Origin of the sequence: Alkalibaculum sporogenes (genome assembly GCF_009362815.1) — a bacterium.
Lineage (GTDB): Bacteria > Bacillota > Clostridia > Eubacteriales > Alkalibacteraceae > Alkalibaculum_A > Alkalibaculum_A sporogenes.
Map to the genome: position 1 here is coordinate 41,282 of NZ_WHNX01000010.1, position 16,269 is coordinate 57,550.

The window sequence follows — 16,269 nt, forward strand, 5'->3', positions numbered from 1 at the left end:
TTTATATAATCTCCACTAATTTTTCTCCAGAATCACATGTATGACCAATAGAGGTTAATGTTAAACCTGCAGCTTTTGTAAGCTCTTGGAATTTAGATACTGTATCTTCTCTGACAATAGCTAAGAGACCTCCAGAAGTTTGGGCATCGCATAAAATATATTTTTGTTCTTCAGTCATTGCACCGATTTTATGACCATAACTTTTGAAGTTATTTTTTGTCCCACCGGATACACAATCCATTGCTAAGTATTTCTTAGTATTTGGAAGTAAAGGTACTTGATCATACACTACTTTTGCAGAAATACCACTTCCTTCACAGATTTCGCTTAGATGACCTAATAAGCCAAATCCTGTTACATCTGTTAGAGCAACTACACCTGATAAGGCAGACACTTTACTACCTATCTTATTTAATGTACACATAGCCTCAATAGCAGCATCTATATGATTATCTTCAATCTTTTTCCGTTTTTGAGCAGTTGTTAAAATACCAATACCAAGGGGTTTTGTAAGAAAAATTTCGCAACCTGCTAAAGCTTTATTATTTTGTTTTATTTTACTATTTTCAACGATACCAGTAACAGCAAGTCCAAAGATAGGCTCAGGTGAGTCAATAGAATGTCCTCCTGCTAAAGGGATGCCAGCAGATTCACAGGCAGACCGACCACCATTTATAACTTCACTAGCAATTTCAGGGGGTAATATTTTAATAGGCCAACCTAGAATAGCAATAGCCATAAGTGGTTTGCCACCCATTGCATAGATGTCGCTAAGTGCATTAGTAGCTGCGATTTTCCCAAAGGTAAATGGATCATCTACAATTGGCATAAAGAAATCTGTAGTACTTAATATAGCTGTCCCATTACCTAAGTCATATGCAGCTGCATCATCCTTACTTTGATTGCCCACTAGGAGATTGGGGTAGTTCTGTTGATTTCCAGTTGATTTTAATATAGTTTCTAATATATCAGGAGATATTTTACAACCACAACCAGCGCCATGACTATATTCGGTTAAATTAAAAGTTTCCATGCAAACATCTTCTTTCTTTTTAGTATGGTAAGATTTTATACATTATAACATAATAGAAAAGGGCAATATTAAATGTTTTAACGTATAGTATATCTATGTAACAAAATTTAAACAGTATGGATATAAAAAAGAGCATTACGTTAATTTAAAAAGTAATGTTCTTCTTTTATAGCCAAGACAATGATTTGATCGGGCTATTGACGATATTTGGTGAATTCTCGCTTGAACCCACAGTATTTATCCCGTTTGGTTCTACTAATATTTCAGTATGGGATAAAAAAACCACTGAATAAACTTTTGCTTTATTCTATATTTCCTGAATCATTGTTATTATCTGTACTATCTGAACATTTTACACTATCTGGATTATCAGTAATCTGTATTTCAAGTTTTTCCTTTAGTGATTTGTTTTCAGTTTCTAGTGCTGTAACAGTATTTCTTTCATTTTTTATTATTGTATTTGATCTAAATTGTTTTATAAGGCTAAGCAACATAGTAATAATAGCCCCAAAAATTGCAGAAATGAGTATAACCAATGCTTGTGAGACGTATATATTCCAAAACAAAAAATCTACATCTACAGGTGTAGCATTTTGGATAGCGAATATAGCAACAATTAAAGCAAAAAATAATGTAAGAACGAATTTCCAACTCATTTACAAACACCTCATTTTCATTAGTTTATATCTAAATTATAACATATAAGAATATAGAAGGAAACTAAACAAAAGGATTTGATTTTTTATATGTGACTGGATATTTTATTAACTTAGGTATAAAATAAAGTGAAACTTTATCTTGTAGATTTGAAAGGAGTTAAATATGAGCATAGGATATGCATGTCTTACTGTAGGTGTACCAAATACTAATTTTAAAAGTTGCATTATGAAAAATTTTAGTGAGAGCAAATTACTAGAATTAATATCTCATAATTTAAATTCCTTAGAGAATATAATTGATTATAATATAAAGAATAATATTAAGCTATTTAGACTCAGTTCAGATGTTATTCCTTTTGGATCAAGTCCTATAAATACACTTCCATGGTGGGATTTGTTTTCTAACAGATTTTCAGCAATGGGTAATAAAGTTAATTCTAATGGTATTAGAATATCTATGCATCCTGGGCAGTATACGGTTTTAAATTCACCAAATGAAGATGTAGTTTATAGAGCTATTGAAGATTTAAAATACCATAACCGTTTTTTGGATAGCTTTGATGTAGGAACACAACATAAAATTGTCTTACATATCGGAGGAATTTATAATAATAAGGAAGAAGCAATAACAAGATTTATTACGAATTATTATAAGTTAGATGAAAGTGTAAAAAGCAGAATCGTAATAGAAAATGATGATAAATTATACAATATAGGTGATGTGCTAGATATTAGTAAAACAATAAAAGTACCTGTGATATACGATAACCTTCATAGTCAAATTAATCCTTTTGATAAAGAAAAAAAGGATTTTCATTGGATAGAGTTATGTAGGGAAACGTGGAAAGAGAAAGATGGTTTTCAAAAAGTACATTATTCCCAGCAAGATGTTTTAAAAAGAATTGGATCACACTCTACAACAATAAATGTCAATGGATTCTTAGATTATTACGAAACTCTAGAGGGGAGACAAGATCTCGATATAATGCTTGAAGTAAAAGATAAAAATCTTTCTGCAATCAAATGTATAAATTGTACCACAAATAATAGAAAAATTTCAGCTCTTGAACTTGAGTGGACCCGATACAAATACCTTGTATTAGAAAAAGCACCTACAAATTATTTACAAATTAGAAAGTTGCTTAATGATAAGGATAGTTACCCTGTCATTTCTTTTTATAATTTAATTGAAAATGCATTACAAAAAGAAATTAATATAAATCATTCAATAAATGCAGCACAACATATTTGGGGTTATTTTAAAGACATTGCCTTGGAAAAAGAAAGGAGTAGTTTTTTTAAAAGTTTAGAAAATTATGAAAAAGGGAAAGTAACATTAAAGACTATTAAAAATTTATTATGGAAATTGACACAAAAATATAATCAAACCTATCTTATGGATTCTTACTATTTTATAGTATAGTTAAAAGCAAACCACTAGTAAGTGGTTTGCTTTTGTGTATACAATCTCTTATTCTGCATTTGGAAGACTATCGAAACCTCTTTGTAAATCTGCATCTGTAGGTATATAATCATTCATAGCTTTCTTATTATATTGATCATATGCATTCATATCAAAATACCCTGTTCCTGTTAGACCGAATAAAATAGTTTTTTCTTCTCCAGTTTCCTTACATTTAAGAGCTTCACGAATAGCACCATAAATTGCATGTGAAGATTCAGGGGCAGGAAGTATTTGTTCTATTTGAGCAAATTTAACAGCTGCATCAAAAACTGTAGTTTGATCAACAGAAACTGCTTCCATATACCCATCATGGTATAGCTTAGATACAATGGGAGACATTCCATGATAACGTAGACCACCTGCGTGATTAGGTGAAGGCATGAAACCACTACCTAATGTATACATTTTAGCAAGTGGAGTAATTTTACCAGTGTCACAAAAGTCATAAGCATATTTACCACGGGTAAGGGAAGGGCAAGAGGAAGGTTCTACTGCAACAATCCTTGGGTTGGCTTTACCTGTAAGTTTATCTTGCATAAATGGAGCCATAAGTCCACCAAGATTTGAACCGCCACCTGCACAACCAACTATAACATCTGGGTACTCTCCTAATTTTTCCATAGCAATTTTACTTTCAAGCCCGATAATAGATTGGTGAAGAAGTACTTGATTAAGAACAGAGCCTAAGGCATATCTAGTGTTTTCTTGTTTCATAGATTGCTCTATTGCTTCAGATATAGCACACCCAAGACTACCTCCAGTATCTGGATTTTGCTCTAAAATTGCTTTTCCTACTTCAGTAGTAGTAGACGGACTTGGAATTATATTTGCTCCATAAGTCTCTATAACTGCTTTCCTAAAAGGTTTTTGTTCAAATGAAGTTTTCACCATAAATACTGTAAGATCAAGGCCAAAATGCGAGCAAGCAAGGGCTAAAGCGGTACCCCATTGACCAGCACCGGTTTCAGTAGTAAATGAAGTAATACCTTGTTCTTTCGCATAATATGCCATTGCAGCAGCAGCATTTAGTTTGTGACTGCCAGAAGTGTTATTACCTTCAAACTTATAGTAAATCTTTGCTGGGGTAGCTAAAGCCTTTTCTAAATTATAGGCTCTAATTAGAGGTGAAGGTCTAAACATCTTATAAAAATCTAATACCTCATCAGGTATATCAACGTAGCGAGTCGAAGTGTCCATTTCTTGTTTACACAGTTGCTCACAAAAAATAGGATAAAGTTCTTCTGTAGTAAGAGGTTCTAAGGTTCCAGGGTTTAAAAGTGGTGCATGTTGTTCTTTCATATCTGCTCGAATATTATACCATTGCCTTGGCATTTCATCTTCGGTTAGATAAGTTTTGTAAGGTATTTTTTTCATATACAAATCTCCTTTAGATACCTCAGAAACTTGTGTTTCCGGGTTTTTATAATGACAGGTAAGATATTAATATTTACTTTATTATCTAGTATTAATAGTCTAACCTAGTAACAGTAAAACATTTTAAGCATAAAAAAAACCTTCATCCCAAAATTGGGACAAAAGTTTAAACTTCTGCGGTACCACCCGAATTGACCTAAAAGATCCTCTCTATTACACACAATCATGTGCACTCCTCAAATAACGGTAGAAGTTTCCGTTAACCACTACTTTAAATATTTCGCAGTTACCCTCAAGAGTCCATTCAACTAATCTTTTACTTCTGCAATTTCACCGTCTGCAGATCTCTATAAGTATAGTGTTAAGCATACTTCTCTCTATCAATAGTTTAATTAATGTAATTATCTTATACTCTATATATTTTGTCAATATTATTTTTTATTGTTTAATATCGTTAATCAATTCAACTGGATAAGAGACAATCAAAAAATTATAGATTATTAAATTAATACGTCTAACGTACCGTCACCATTTTCTACTAATTCTCTATTAGATTTTATTATAACTTTATCTGTATACTCTTTCATTTCTACAGAAAAACCATCGGCATAAGTAAGAAAAGTAGAAGTGAAATTTTCATAAGTTATAACTTTTTTATTAACTTGTTGTAGATTATGTGAAGTTAATAGTTTAATATCTTCATTTGCTTCAAATGTGTACTCGAACAAAATTAAAAACTCCTTTTATAAAATAGTATATCCTTTAGTTATTATTTTATAATAAGAAAGTTAGAGTAGTTTAGTGAAAATTTGTGAGCATAGTCAAGAAAAATAAAATTTAATACATCTATATAGAGGCATGGAGGGCACGCCTCTATATAGTTTCAAATTTAGTAAGTAATTTGCTTATATTCTTTTATAATGTTATAAACTAAGAAGAGAGTTTCATAATTATTTTTGCATCTTTAAAGTTCTTAGTTAATAACTATATTAATACTATAGATAATTTACTATGCAAACGCAATTCACAATTAGAATTCAATTATTCTTAATAGGAATAATTGAATTGAAAATCAAACAGCTTCAGTACTTTTATTTTTATTAATAACCAAAGCTACAGCGAATATCGCAATAGTGAAACCTAATTGTATGAGCATATGACTAAAAATACTAGATAAATTATTCCACGTAAAATTAGTTAAGTTTGCGATTGCTCCATTTGCCGTTGTATACCAATAAGCTGGAGTAAATTTAGAAACTTGTATTACAGTCTCGCCTAAGAACTCAATAGGAACAAATACTCCACCAATAAAAGACATACCTAAGCCTATTACATTAGCAATCATGTCTGTAGAGCCTCTGCTTTTTACAAGAGAACCTACAAGATATGCAATACTAAGAGCACATGTAGTAAATGAAATTACATTTAATATAAGGAGCAGTGAAGTTATCTGAAACAGTGATTGACTAGTAAGAAGAAGTCCTATAGAAATAAATATTACTAGACAAATAACAGCAAAGAAAAGATAAGCTAGAATCTGTTGAAATTGATAATTAACTAATGATATAGGCGAAGCAAGATTTCTTCTTTTTATATCTAAATTTGAAAATGTAATCATAATAGAACCAATTCCTAAAATCATTACAGATAAAATAACATAGACTAAGTAATCGTAATAGAAAATAGTACTGCTACTATCTACTTGGTCTACTTTACCTGAATAAATATTAACCTCAACTTTAGTATTTAAATCTCTTGTAACTTTTTCTACAATTTCTTTTTCTGATAAATTTTCTATATGGTTTAAATACGTTCTTGCAGTATTAAAATAATTATTTACAGCTAAGTCTATAGTGGCATCCATAAAATCTGGCAAGTGAATTTTGTTGAGGATGGGTTCATTACCACTAAGAAAATCTCTAGTAAATCCTTCTGGTATTATAAGAATATAAGTTGCGTCTCTAAAGAATAACGCATCTTTTAATCCTTCATCAGTATCTTCAATGTCTACAAAAACACTACTATTGCCTAGATGATTTTTAAATCCTTGTAACAATATGCTTTCTTCATCGCGATTGATATAGGCAATTCTTACTTTTGATTCCTCAAAAATGGTGCTATTTGTATCATTATTATTTAAAGTAGATAAAACAACTATAGCTAGAAAGACTCCAATATAGATTGCAATGGTTGGAAGAGCCTTTGTAAATAACTTTATATACAATTTAAAGACTTGCATGTGTTTTCCTCCTAATAGCAAAATAGGTAATTAAACTGAAACACAAAGTGTAACCGATCATTAAGCTGACATTCATGTTAAACCTTTCATAGGTATCATAATAATATAAGCTATAAAATGCATCTGTAATGATATGAGCAGGATTAATGTACTGCATAAAGGGTACTTTTGTAGCTACAATGTATTTCATCTGTACCACCATTAAACCCGATAAAAAGCAAGAAAACATTACAATTGCTGAAAGAACAGAGCGTTTAAAGTTCTCGCTATTTTTAGTTATAGCTGTAACCATAGTTCCAAATGATAGTCCCAAGATACAAGACATAAAACAAGTTAAAATCACATATCCAAAATTATTTCCAAAATCAACATTGAGTACAAAAGTTAAATATCCAATTAAAAGTAAGATGCCAATAAAATGAACAGTTAAAGCTGCCATCATATTACAAAGTAGTAATTTCATCTTACTTACTGGTGCAACATTGACTCTAGCTCCTTTCCAAGAAAAATTGCTTTGTATATTGATAATTTCATTTAGGCCCCAATAAGAACCAAATAAAGTTGCCATAGCTAATAGTGCATAATAGTAATTCAAAACTATATCTGATGAGGTGGTATTTATTGATGTATCTTCTATATATTTTAACGGATTACTTATATCTTCAATTAATTGTGGATAAGAATCAGGTTGTGACACGCCTATAGTTTGTAAGGTACTCATTGTCTGGGTATAACTTTCTAAGAATGATTTTATAATTGTTTGATTAAAGCCTGAAGATTTTACTACTAGTTCCATATCTTTACCTTGTAATATATAACCGATAATTTCATTGTCATCTAGTAACGATTGTGCCTCACTTCGATCGCATTCTATTACTTCAAAAAGTTTGATGCTATCTTCTGCATCTGATGTTGAAGCAGTAGTTAAGGCTTGGTGAAATTCTTTTGAATATAAGTAATCTTGATCGTCAACAAGGGCAATTTTTATAGATTGAAAATCTAGTGAACTATAAATATTAGTAAATGCCATATAAAAAAAGGTAGAGAGTATAATGGGGAATAGGAAGGTCCAAGTAATATTCTCTTTGTTTTTTATTAGACATTTTAGTCTAGTTAAATACAATTGAATCATGGAAAATCCTCCTTTAATCTCTCAACTCTTTGCCGGTTATTTCTAAGAATACATCATTTAATGAAGGTTGTTCTGTAATTACTTGATGAAAAATAATTTCATGTGATGATAAATATTCTATGATATGAACTAGATTATTTTTTCCCTTGATTGATTTAATAGTTAAGATAGTATCTTGATATTCAACGGATAAAACATTAGGTAGTCTTTTTATTTCTTGAATTCTTATATTATTTAATTCAAAGACTTCAATAGTAATTTTTTCTCCAATAGATATCATTTCTTTTAGTTCTTCTTTTGATCCCAAAGCAAGGATTTTACCTTTATCCATAATAGCAATCCTGTTACAAAGTTGCTCAGCCTCTTCCATGTAGTGGGTAGTATAGATTACTGTAGCGCCTTGTTTATTCAATTCTTTAATTCCTTCTAAAATTTTATTTCTACTCTGTGGATCAACAGCTACAGTAGGTTCATCTAAGATGATTAACTTTGGCTTATGTGCAATACCACAAGCAATATTTAACCTTCGTAATAATCCGCCACTAAGTTTTTTAGGATAATGCTTTATATATTCTTCTAAGGAAACAAAAGATATTGCCTCATGAGTTAGTCTTTTAACTTCGCTTTTATCCTTTACATAGAGACTACAAAAATAAGCAATGTTCTCGTAGACTGTCAATTCATCAAATACTGCAACGTTTTGAAATATTACACCTATATCACGTTTAATATCATAAGCATCAGGTGTCATTGGTTTATTAAAGATGTAGATACTTCCTTTGTCATACTTTAACAAAGATAATATACAATTAATAAATGTCGACTTTCCTGAGCCATTTGGTCCAAGTAACCCAAATATTTCACCTTCTTTTATTTCTAAATTTAGGTGGTCAATAGCAACTAATTGATCATACCTTTTCACTAAGTTATTAACTTTTACTAGCATAATTTTACTCCTTTAAATTAGTACATATTTTTTTTATAATTTTACTATATAAGAATGAGTGCAAAAAGGGTAGTGAAGAGAGTCATTATCTTTTGTGACAGATGTCATATGCTAATATTGTTTCTACATATTAGACTGTAGTTGCGAGTACATTGCAATAACTATATTAAAATATTGTATAATTGTAGGAGGCTAGTTTTAAACAAAAGCTATTAGGCAGCGAATTACAAAGTATTTCAGTTGTGATTATAAAAAAATAGTGATATATTTGAAAAAGAAAGATGGGGATCGTTCCTCAGTAATGGTGAAATTTATGCTTGGAATTATAGATAAATTATTGATTTTCATATGCTGTTCCATTTTATATATTAAAGGTGTTGATACAGGAAATATTCCTGTACCTATGCTTATTGTTATTATTTTGAGCTGTATTTGTTCTTATTTCGAAAATAAGAAGATCAATAGAATATCAGTAATTTTATTTACTGCTTTATGTATTATTTCTCCAAGAATGTTATTATTCCTGCCAGTTATAATATATGATATTTTTAATACAGATGATTGGAAATTCAGTATTGCATTTCTATTGCCCATTGTTATATATATATTTAACTATGATACTTATATATTATCATTGCTTGTTGTATTTATAATTTTATCTTATTTATCTAAGTACAAAACTTCCAAAATTAATAATTTACTTAAGGAATACCATACATATCAGGATAGTTCGAAGGAATTAAAAAATTTACTAGAAGATAAAAACTACAAACTTTTAGAAAAACAAGATAATGAAATTCATATAGCTACTTTAAATGAAAGAAACCGAATTTCTAAAGAAATCCACGACAATATAGGGCATTTGATTTCTCGTTCTCTAATACACATAGGAGCATTACTTACTATTAGTAAAGAAGATGACACAAAAGAAGGTTTAAAGGTGTTGCAAAATTCTCTATCTGAAGGTATGGATAGTATTCGCCATTGTATTCACAATATCCATGATGAATCTATAGATTTATATAGTACCATAAACAATTTAGTAAGTGATTTTAGTTTTTGTTTAGTTAATTTAAATTATAATCTGATTTCTTCTCCACCACTTTCTTTGAAGTACTTTTTTATATGGACAATAAAAGAGGCTTTGTCTAATATAATTAAACACTCTAAAGCAACCAGTGTTTCTATTATATTAGCAGAGCACCCTATTATGTATCAATTAATTATTCAAGATAATGGTACAATATCAAATTTAGAAAAAAAGAAAATAGAAGAAATTAATCAATCGATTTTAAGATGTGAAGGAATGGGACTTCAGAATATGATAGAAAGAGTATATGGTCTTGATGGAATTATTCGATTATCAGGAGAAAACGGATTTAAGATATTTATTACAATACCCATTAAAAAAGCTCAGGAGGAAGTATTATGAAAGTTTTTATTGTCGATGATGATAAGATAGTGAGTTCTTCACTAAAAATAATATTAGAGGAAGATCCCGAAATTTTTGTAGTAGCTACAGGCACAAGTGGAGATGAGGCTATTAAAGGGTATGAGAGATATAATCCAGATATTTTGCTTATGGATATTCGAATGGGGAGTGTTTCTGGATTAGAAGCAGGAGAGATTATTTTAAGTAATAATTCTGAAGCTAAAATTCTTTTTTTGACAACCTTCCTAGACGATGATTATATTATAAAAGCTCTAAATATTGGAGCTAAAGGATACATGTTAAAACAAGACTTTAACAGTATTATTCCTGCTTTAAAAGCAGTGTATATGGGTCAAAATGTCTATGGTAACGAAATTATTTCAAAGCTACCAACTCTTATGAATCGTAATAATAAAAGTAACACGTATATAGATTATGGTATTACAGAAAAGGAACACAATATTATTTTACAAATTGCAGAAGGTTTTTCTAATAAAGAAATAGCTGCACATTTATATTTAAGTGAAGGAACTATAAGGAACGTTATTAGTTCAATTTTAGAGAAGTTAGAATTAAGGGATAGAACACAAATCGCAGTTGATTATTATAAGAGAAAATAGATTGAAATCATACAAGGTTTTATCATTTTAAACGCCTTGTGAAAGAGGATATTATGAGAAAATATATGGAAAATTTTAAAGATCAGTTATAAAGCCCACGTTGGCAATTTGACAATGTATTATGTGTTAAGCACAGTCAAATATCTTTCATGTTATAATAAAGTTTAAAGAATATATATAGGGAGGCTACTTATGGAATTACAAGAAAAGTTTGATACATTAAAGGAAGTACTAAAGAAAGCTGGGAGTGGAGCTATTGCATATTCAGGTGGAGTAGATAGTACCTTTTTACTAAAAGTTGCCTATGACTTGCTTGGAGAAAATATTATTGCAGTTACAGCAAAATCATCAACTTACCCTGAAAGAGAATATAATGAAGCAAAAGAATATATAGAACAATTAGGTGCAAAACATATAAGTATAGTATCCGAGGAATTAGATATAGAAGGGTTTTCTAAGAATCCTGTGAATCGTTGTTATTTCTGTAAAACCGAACTCTTTTCAAAAGTAAAAGCAGAAGCCGATAAGTATGGTGTTAAATACGTATTTGATGGATCGAATTTAGATGATGATGGAGACTTTAGACCAGGGATAAAGGCTGCAAAGGAACAAGGCGTAATTAGTCCACTAAAAATTGCTCAATTAACAAAAAATGATATTAGAACACTTTCAAAAATGTTAGATGTGCCAACATGGAATAAGCCGGCATTTGCATGTCTTTCATCTAGGTTTCCTTATGGAAAAGAAATAACTATTGAAAAGTTATCTATGGTAGATAAAGCAGAACAATTGCTATTAGATATGGGATTTAAACAATTAAGAGTTCGACACCACGATGAAATTGCAAGAATAGAGGTAGATCCAGATGAAAGATCAGGTTTTTTTGATTTAGATATTATGGATAAGATAGGGAATGAATTCAAAAAAATAGGTTTTAAATATGTGACTCTTGATATTATTGGCTATAGAACTGGAAGTATGAATGAGGTTTTATCAATGGAAGAAAAAAATATTTAATATTAAGGTTGTAATTTAATGTAGTTAATCAAATAAAAACCACAGAGAAACTAGTGAAGTGAGTTTCTCTGTGGTTTTGTTTTAAGTTGGATAGCTTCTAAAATCCAAATTTTCATATCTTACTTGAAACTCGTCGAAGACGCTTTCTTGACGATCTGAAATTTAGATATATAACTAATGGATTATGTAAAACAATATTTAGACTGAAATTTTATGATTGAGTCAATTTTTCGCCTAATACATATCCCCAAGTTAAACAACGTCCATGTGAATTTCCTGGTATATTTATTGGATAATCAACCGCATATACACTACCAGAAGAATTTCCTACAGCGTATAGACCTTCAATTGGCTCTTTATTTTCATTAAGGCATTGTAAATCGTCATTGATTTCAAGACCACCGACAATATTAAGTAGTGCTGGACCAACTTTTGTTGCGTAGAAAGGACCTTTTTTTATAGGAGTCATAAATACTTCTGGTTTATAGAAGTCCTTATCTGTACCTTCCTCACACATTTTATTATAATGTTTAACCTCTGCGAGGAAATTATCTTTATTAACGCCAATTTGATCAGCAAGCGCTTCAATTGTATCTGCTTTAAAAGCAAGCCCTTGTTCGATGTATTCATCTATAGTTTTTTGTTGTGCTTCTACATCAAATTCTGCGCCAACGCCTCGGAAACTATCCCAGAACATACCGCCACCCTGTGGAAGCCCTTTAAGTAAATCTTGTGACCAGTTAGAATCAAAGACTGAGTAAGCAACATTACCAGATTTTTGATTCATTATATTAAGAGATTTAGCTTGTACCCAAGTTGCTTCATTAAAGAATCTTTGCCCATCGTTATTAACAAACATAAATGGTCCGTGGAACCAAGCATAGGCTTGAGGATGAATCATAGTTGGAAAAGGTCCTTCTTGCATAGCAGCGCCTGCCCACAATCCCATCTTATGTCCATCGCCAGTATTTACACCTACAGGTGTATATTGAGATTCGACTGCTTTTAATGCTATAGGTGCATAATAACTAACCATTTCTCCGTCTGCTGCAATATCTCCTGTTGCAATTACAACACCTTTAGATGCGTTGTATCTTACGTATCCATCTGCTGTTTTAACTACTGCGCCAACAACTTTATCGCCTTCTTTTACTAATTGTTCTGCAGGTGCGTTGAATACATACTCAGCGCCAGCTTTCAAGGAATCGTTATAAAGTAATGCTACACTAGCAAATTCACCTTCTTTAATATTATCTCCACCAAAAATCATATGATAACCTGGTTCATCAGGTAATTGTTCGCTTCTAGAGTATCCACCCCATATCATTATGAAGCAATTTTCTGCAACTGCTTTATCTATTAGCCAATCCATAGCGTCTCCAGAACGATTAAAGAATAAGGATACTAAAGATTCATCAACACGACTTCCGCAAGTACGAACCCATTCTGCTTGTGCTTTTGCTTTATCAATAGTCAAACCTTGTTCACGCATGAATTTAGAGTCAGCTACACCTGAACCACCACCACGGCCATTCCAATTGCCTGATTTTTCTACAACAACAACTTTTGCACCTCTTTCAGCAGCTGAGCATGCTGTAGCAACACCTGCATAACCTGCACCAATAACTAAAACTTCTGTGTCGATAGTATCAATTATCTCACTATCTGGAATAGCAGCTGGAGCAGTAAACCAAGATGGTTTTTCTCCATTAACAGAATACGACGGGATTGCTGAACCAGTACCATCAGGGTTTTCTGTAGCACCTGTACCTGCATCTCCACCATCATCACTTGAGCAAGCACCTAAGATACCCATAGTGGCAATACCTACAGCACCTGCTGCAGCACCCTTAATAAAATCTCTTCTAGATATTCCTCTTTTTTCTTCTTCGATTATATCTTTTTCTTTTTTCATAGTTACCTCCAATTTAGTATATATACCAATATGTTTAAAACATATGTGTATGTCATTATTTTTAATCATCATCTAAGTCTAATTTCTTTTTTCTCTTGCGCTTTCTATGTTCTAGTAGTTTACAAACCACAACGCTTAATTCGTATAAAATGAGCATAGGTATTGCAACCAAAATTTGAGATACGACATCTGGAGGAGTAATAATTGCTCCAATAACAAATATAACAACAGCTACAATTGCACGACTTTTTACTAACCATTGAGGTTTTAACAAGCCTAATTGAGTTAAAACTATGGTGATAATTGGCATTTCAAAAATAGCTCCAAAAATTATTAAATTTGATGAAATAAAACTAATATAGTTAGCAATAGTGATCATAGGTTCAATTACATGGGTTGTATCTATGGTGAGAAAGAATTGTAGCATAATAGGAATTACAATAAAAAATGAAAATGCTAATCCAATACAGAAAAAAACAAATCCACTTAAAAATGCAAAAAACATTGTAACTTTTTCACGTGTCTTTAATCCAGGGCATACAAATTTCCATATCTGATAGAGTATTATAGGTGAGGTTGCTACAATTGCTACTAGTAACGCTACTTTAATATATTGCATAATAAGCTCAGAAGGAGAGATGTATACAAAATTATAACCTACGGCTAGACTTATTAATTGATCTATAAAGAATTGAACAAAATTAAAACTTATAAGTGAAGCTATAAAGAAACAAATGATAACTATTATGAGACATTTACGTAAATCAGTTAAATGTTCAATTAATGACATCTTATCTAAATCTGTATTTTTTTTTCGTCTACGCCTATTTTGCACTGTGCTCACAGATGATCCTCCAATTGTGTACTAAGATTTTACTTGAAATTAAGCATTTTCTTCATTAATTTCTTCGATGTCATTTATACCTTTTTTAAAATTTTTGATTGTCTTACCTATCGACTTGCCAAGCTCTGGTAACTTAGAAGGTCCAAAAATTAACAATGCTATTGATAAAATAACAAGTATTTCTGTTGTTCCCAATTTTCCCACACTATCACTCCTTTCATTTATTTTCTAGACTTCAAAAATCTCATCCTTGTCTTTGCCTTTATCTTTCGATTCTTCTTTTTTTGGTTTTGCTGTAGATGTTTTAAGGTCTTCTTCTACTTCAGTTAGGTCTTCAGTCATTTGACTAACATATCCTTTTAATTGACCTATTGTTTTTCCTGCCATTCTTCCAAGTGTAGGAAGCCTAGATGGACCAAAAATGATTAGTGCTAATGCAAGAATAACTAATAACTCTGTCGTTCCAATTTTTGACATATAATCTCTCCTTTCGAAATTAGATTGTAAATTCATTAGAAATTGTTATATTAAGTATATTTAGTTATTTACTTGCATCTTGTTAAGTAAATAACTATACTAATAATATAGATAATTCGACAAATAAACGCAATTCATAATAAGAAACTACCTATTCTAATTAAGAATTTCGTGATATAAGGAGGTCTCAATGGACTTTAATCAACTAAGATATTTTTTAGCATTGACAAAATATAAGTATTTTACTGAAACAGCTAATGAGTTACATTTGTCACAATCATCTTTATCTAAACAAATTAAAGCATTAGAAAAGGAGCTTAATTACAAGTTGATTGAGCGTACAATGAAGGGATGCGAGTTAACTGAAGAAGGTATTATATTCAAAAAATTTGCTTTAGATATTATGAAAAGACATAATATACTAGTAAATAAGTTAGAAGAAGTTTCCTCTAAATCATCAAATACAATAAATATAGGAACTATGCCAATAATGAGCGAATACAAAATATGTGATGAAATATCGTGTTTTATGAGTGAACACTTAAACTACAATATTAATATTATTGAGTTGCCAAATGTCCAAGATTTAGTAAAATTAATGGAAAATGGAGAACTTAATTTAGTGTTTATTGGAGAGAGACTTTTAAATAAAGAAGAGTTTTTAGAAATACCTTTAATTAAGGATCGTTTGGTGTTTATAGTATCTAGCAAAAGTGAATTATCTAAATTCGATAAGATATCATTATCTAAGATTAAATTTGAGACGTTAATTTTATTAGACAAAATTACAGGCTTAACAGATTTCCTTTTACCTTATTTGAGATCTGCTCCAAAAATCATGTCAGGTTATACTAATTCAAATACCATATTATCTTTAGTAAGGGATAATGTAGGAGTATCTATAATATGGAAAAATCTTCTTAATGGAGTAGATTTAAAGGATCTAAAAGTCATAAATATTGAAGAAGACTTATCAGGACATATCGTACTGGGAATTCCCAAAGGTAGGAATATTTCTACTGCTGAAGTTGACTTCAAGAACTATATAGAAAAAAGATTTTCTAATAAACTTGTTTCGAATGGTTCTCATGAAAATTATTTTAATAACATATAGGT

General features: G+C 30.6%; 16 protein-coding genes and 1 other annotated feature. Of the genes, 5 read left to right on the plus strand and 11 right to left on the minus strand.

Annotated features, from left to right (window positions below):
* Position 1: 1 nt before the first annotated feature.
* Together selD and GC105_RS07965 are read right to left on the minus strand one after the other, a co-directional pair.
* Positions 2-1,033, minus strand: a complete 1,032-nt coding sequence (gene selD / locus GC105_RS07960) for a selenide, water dikinase SelD (protein ID WP_152803466.1) — start codon at positions 1,031-1,033, stop codon at positions 2-4.
* 302 nt (positions 1,034-1,335) lie between these two features.
* Complete coding sequence (locus GC105_RS07965) at positions 1,336-1,689, minus strand: LapA family protein (protein WP_152803468.1); 354 nt, start codon at positions 1,687-1,689, stop codon at positions 1,336-1,338.
* Between the two features lie 166 nt (positions 1,690-1,855).
* Between GC105_RS07965 and uvsE the strand changes: the two genes are divergently transcribed.
* Positions 1,856-3,115, plus strand: a complete 1,260-nt coding sequence (gene uvsE / locus GC105_RS07970; RefSeq protein WP_152803470.1) for a UV DNA damage repair endonuclease UvsE — start codon at positions 1,856-1,858, stop codon at positions 3,113-3,115.
* A gap of 48 nt (positions 3,116-3,163) precedes the next feature.
* Here uvsE and GC105_RS07975 read toward each other — a convergent pair whose 3' ends face one another.
* The 5 genes from GC105_RS07975 to GC105_RS07995 all read right to left on the minus strand — a co-directional run bounded on the left by GC105_RS07975 (position 3,164) and on the right by GC105_RS07995 (position 8,848).
* The gene (locus GC105_RS07975; RefSeq protein WP_152803472.1) at positions 3,164-4,531 is read right to left on the minus strand and encodes a TrpB-like pyridoxal phosphate-dependent enzyme; all 1,368 of its coding nucleotides are present in this window, start codon (positions 4,529-4,531) and stop codon (positions 3,164-3,166) included.
* A gap of 151 nt (positions 4,532-4,682) precedes the next feature.
* Positions 4,683-4,924 (minus strand) — a binding site (T-box leader).
* Between the two features lie 107 nt (positions 4,925-5,031).
* Positions 5,032-5,259 (minus strand): hypothetical protein, encoded by a 228-nt coding sequence (locus GC105_RS07980; RefSeq protein WP_152803474.1) that lies wholly within the window; start codon positions 5,257-5,259, stop codon positions 5,032-5,034.
* A gap of 344 nt (positions 5,260-5,603) precedes the next feature.
* Positions 5,604-6,770, minus strand: a complete 1,167-nt coding sequence (locus GC105_RS07985; RefSeq protein WP_152803476.1) for an ABC transporter permease — start codon at positions 6,768-6,770, stop codon at positions 5,604-5,606.
* Positions 6,757-7,902, minus strand: coding sequence for an ABC transporter permease (locus GC105_RS07990; protein WP_152803478.1), 1,146 nt, complete (start codon positions 7,900-7,902; stop codon positions 6,757-6,759). The genes GC105_RS07985 and GC105_RS07990 overlap by 14 nt, the downstream gene beginning before the upstream one ends.
* Before the next feature lie 13 nt (positions 7,903-7,915).
* Positions 7,916-8,848, minus strand: a complete 933-nt coding sequence (locus tag GC105_RS07995) for an ABC transporter ATP-binding protein (protein WP_152803480.1) — start codon at positions 8,846-8,848, stop codon at positions 7,916-7,918.
* A 268-nt stretch (positions 8,849-9,116) separates the two neighbouring features.
* Here GC105_RS07995 and GC105_RS08000 point away from each other — a divergent pair, with 268 nt between their 5' ends.
* The 3 genes from GC105_RS08000 to larE all read left to right on the plus strand — a co-directional run bounded on the left by GC105_RS08000 (position 9,117) and on the right by larE (position 11,917).
* Positions 9,117-10,280 (plus strand): sensor histidine kinase, encoded by a 1,164-nt coding sequence (locus GC105_RS08000; RefSeq protein ID WP_152803482.1) that lies wholly within the window; start codon positions 9,117-9,119, stop codon positions 10,278-10,280.
* Positions 10,277-10,900: a response regulator transcription factor gene (locus GC105_RS08005; protein WP_152803484.1), complete on the plus strand. Its 624-nt coding sequence runs from the start codon at positions 10,277-10,279 to the stop codon at positions 10,898-10,900. Before GC105_RS08000 ends, GC105_RS08005 begins: the two co-directional genes overlap by 4 nt.
* 192 nt (positions 10,901-11,092) lie before the next feature.
* Complete coding sequence (gene larE, locus GC105_RS08010; protein ID WP_152803486.1) at positions 11,093-11,917, plus strand: ATP-dependent sacrificial sulfur transferase LarE; 825 nt, start codon at positions 11,093-11,095, stop codon at positions 11,915-11,917.
* Between the two features lie 211 nt (positions 11,918-12,128).
* On the opposite strand, the gene GC105_RS08015 is transcribed toward larE, so the two are convergent.
* From GC105_RS08015 to GC105_RS08030, 4 genes are all read right to left on the minus strand, one after another.
* Complete coding sequence (locus tag GC105_RS08015) at positions 12,129-13,832, minus strand: FAD-dependent oxidoreductase (protein WP_152803487.1); 1,704 nt, start codon at positions 13,830-13,832, stop codon at positions 12,129-12,131.
* Positions 13,833-13,893: 61 nt separating this feature from the next.
* The gene (tatC, locus tag GC105_RS08020; RefSeq protein WP_152803489.1) at positions 13,894-14,676 is read right to left on the minus strand and encodes a twin-arginine translocase subunit TatC; all 783 of its coding nucleotides are present in this window, start codon (positions 14,674-14,676) and stop codon (positions 13,894-13,896) included.
* A gap of 39 nt (positions 14,677-14,715) precedes the next feature.
* Positions 14,716-14,880 carry a twin-arginine translocase TatA/TatE family subunit gene (gene tatA / locus GC105_RS08025; RefSeq protein WP_343029987.1) on the minus strand — a complete coding sequence of 55 codons (165 nt, stop codon included), beginning with the start codon at positions 14,878-14,880 and terminating at the stop codon, positions 14,716-14,718.
* 24 nt (positions 14,881-14,904) lie between these two features.
* Positions 14,905-15,153, minus strand: a complete 249-nt coding sequence (locus GC105_RS08030; protein ID WP_152803491.1) for a Sec-independent protein translocase subunit TatA/TatB — start codon at positions 15,151-15,153, stop codon at positions 14,905-14,907.
* Between the two features lie 190 nt (positions 15,154-15,343).
* On the opposite strand from GC105_RS08030, the gene GC105_RS08035 reads away from it, so the two are divergent.
* Complete coding sequence (locus tag GC105_RS08035; protein ID WP_152803493.1) at positions 15,344-16,267, plus strand: LysR family transcriptional regulator; 924 nt, start codon at positions 15,344-15,346, stop codon at positions 16,265-16,267.
* The last annotated feature ends 2 nt before the right edge of the window (positions 16,268-16,269 follow it).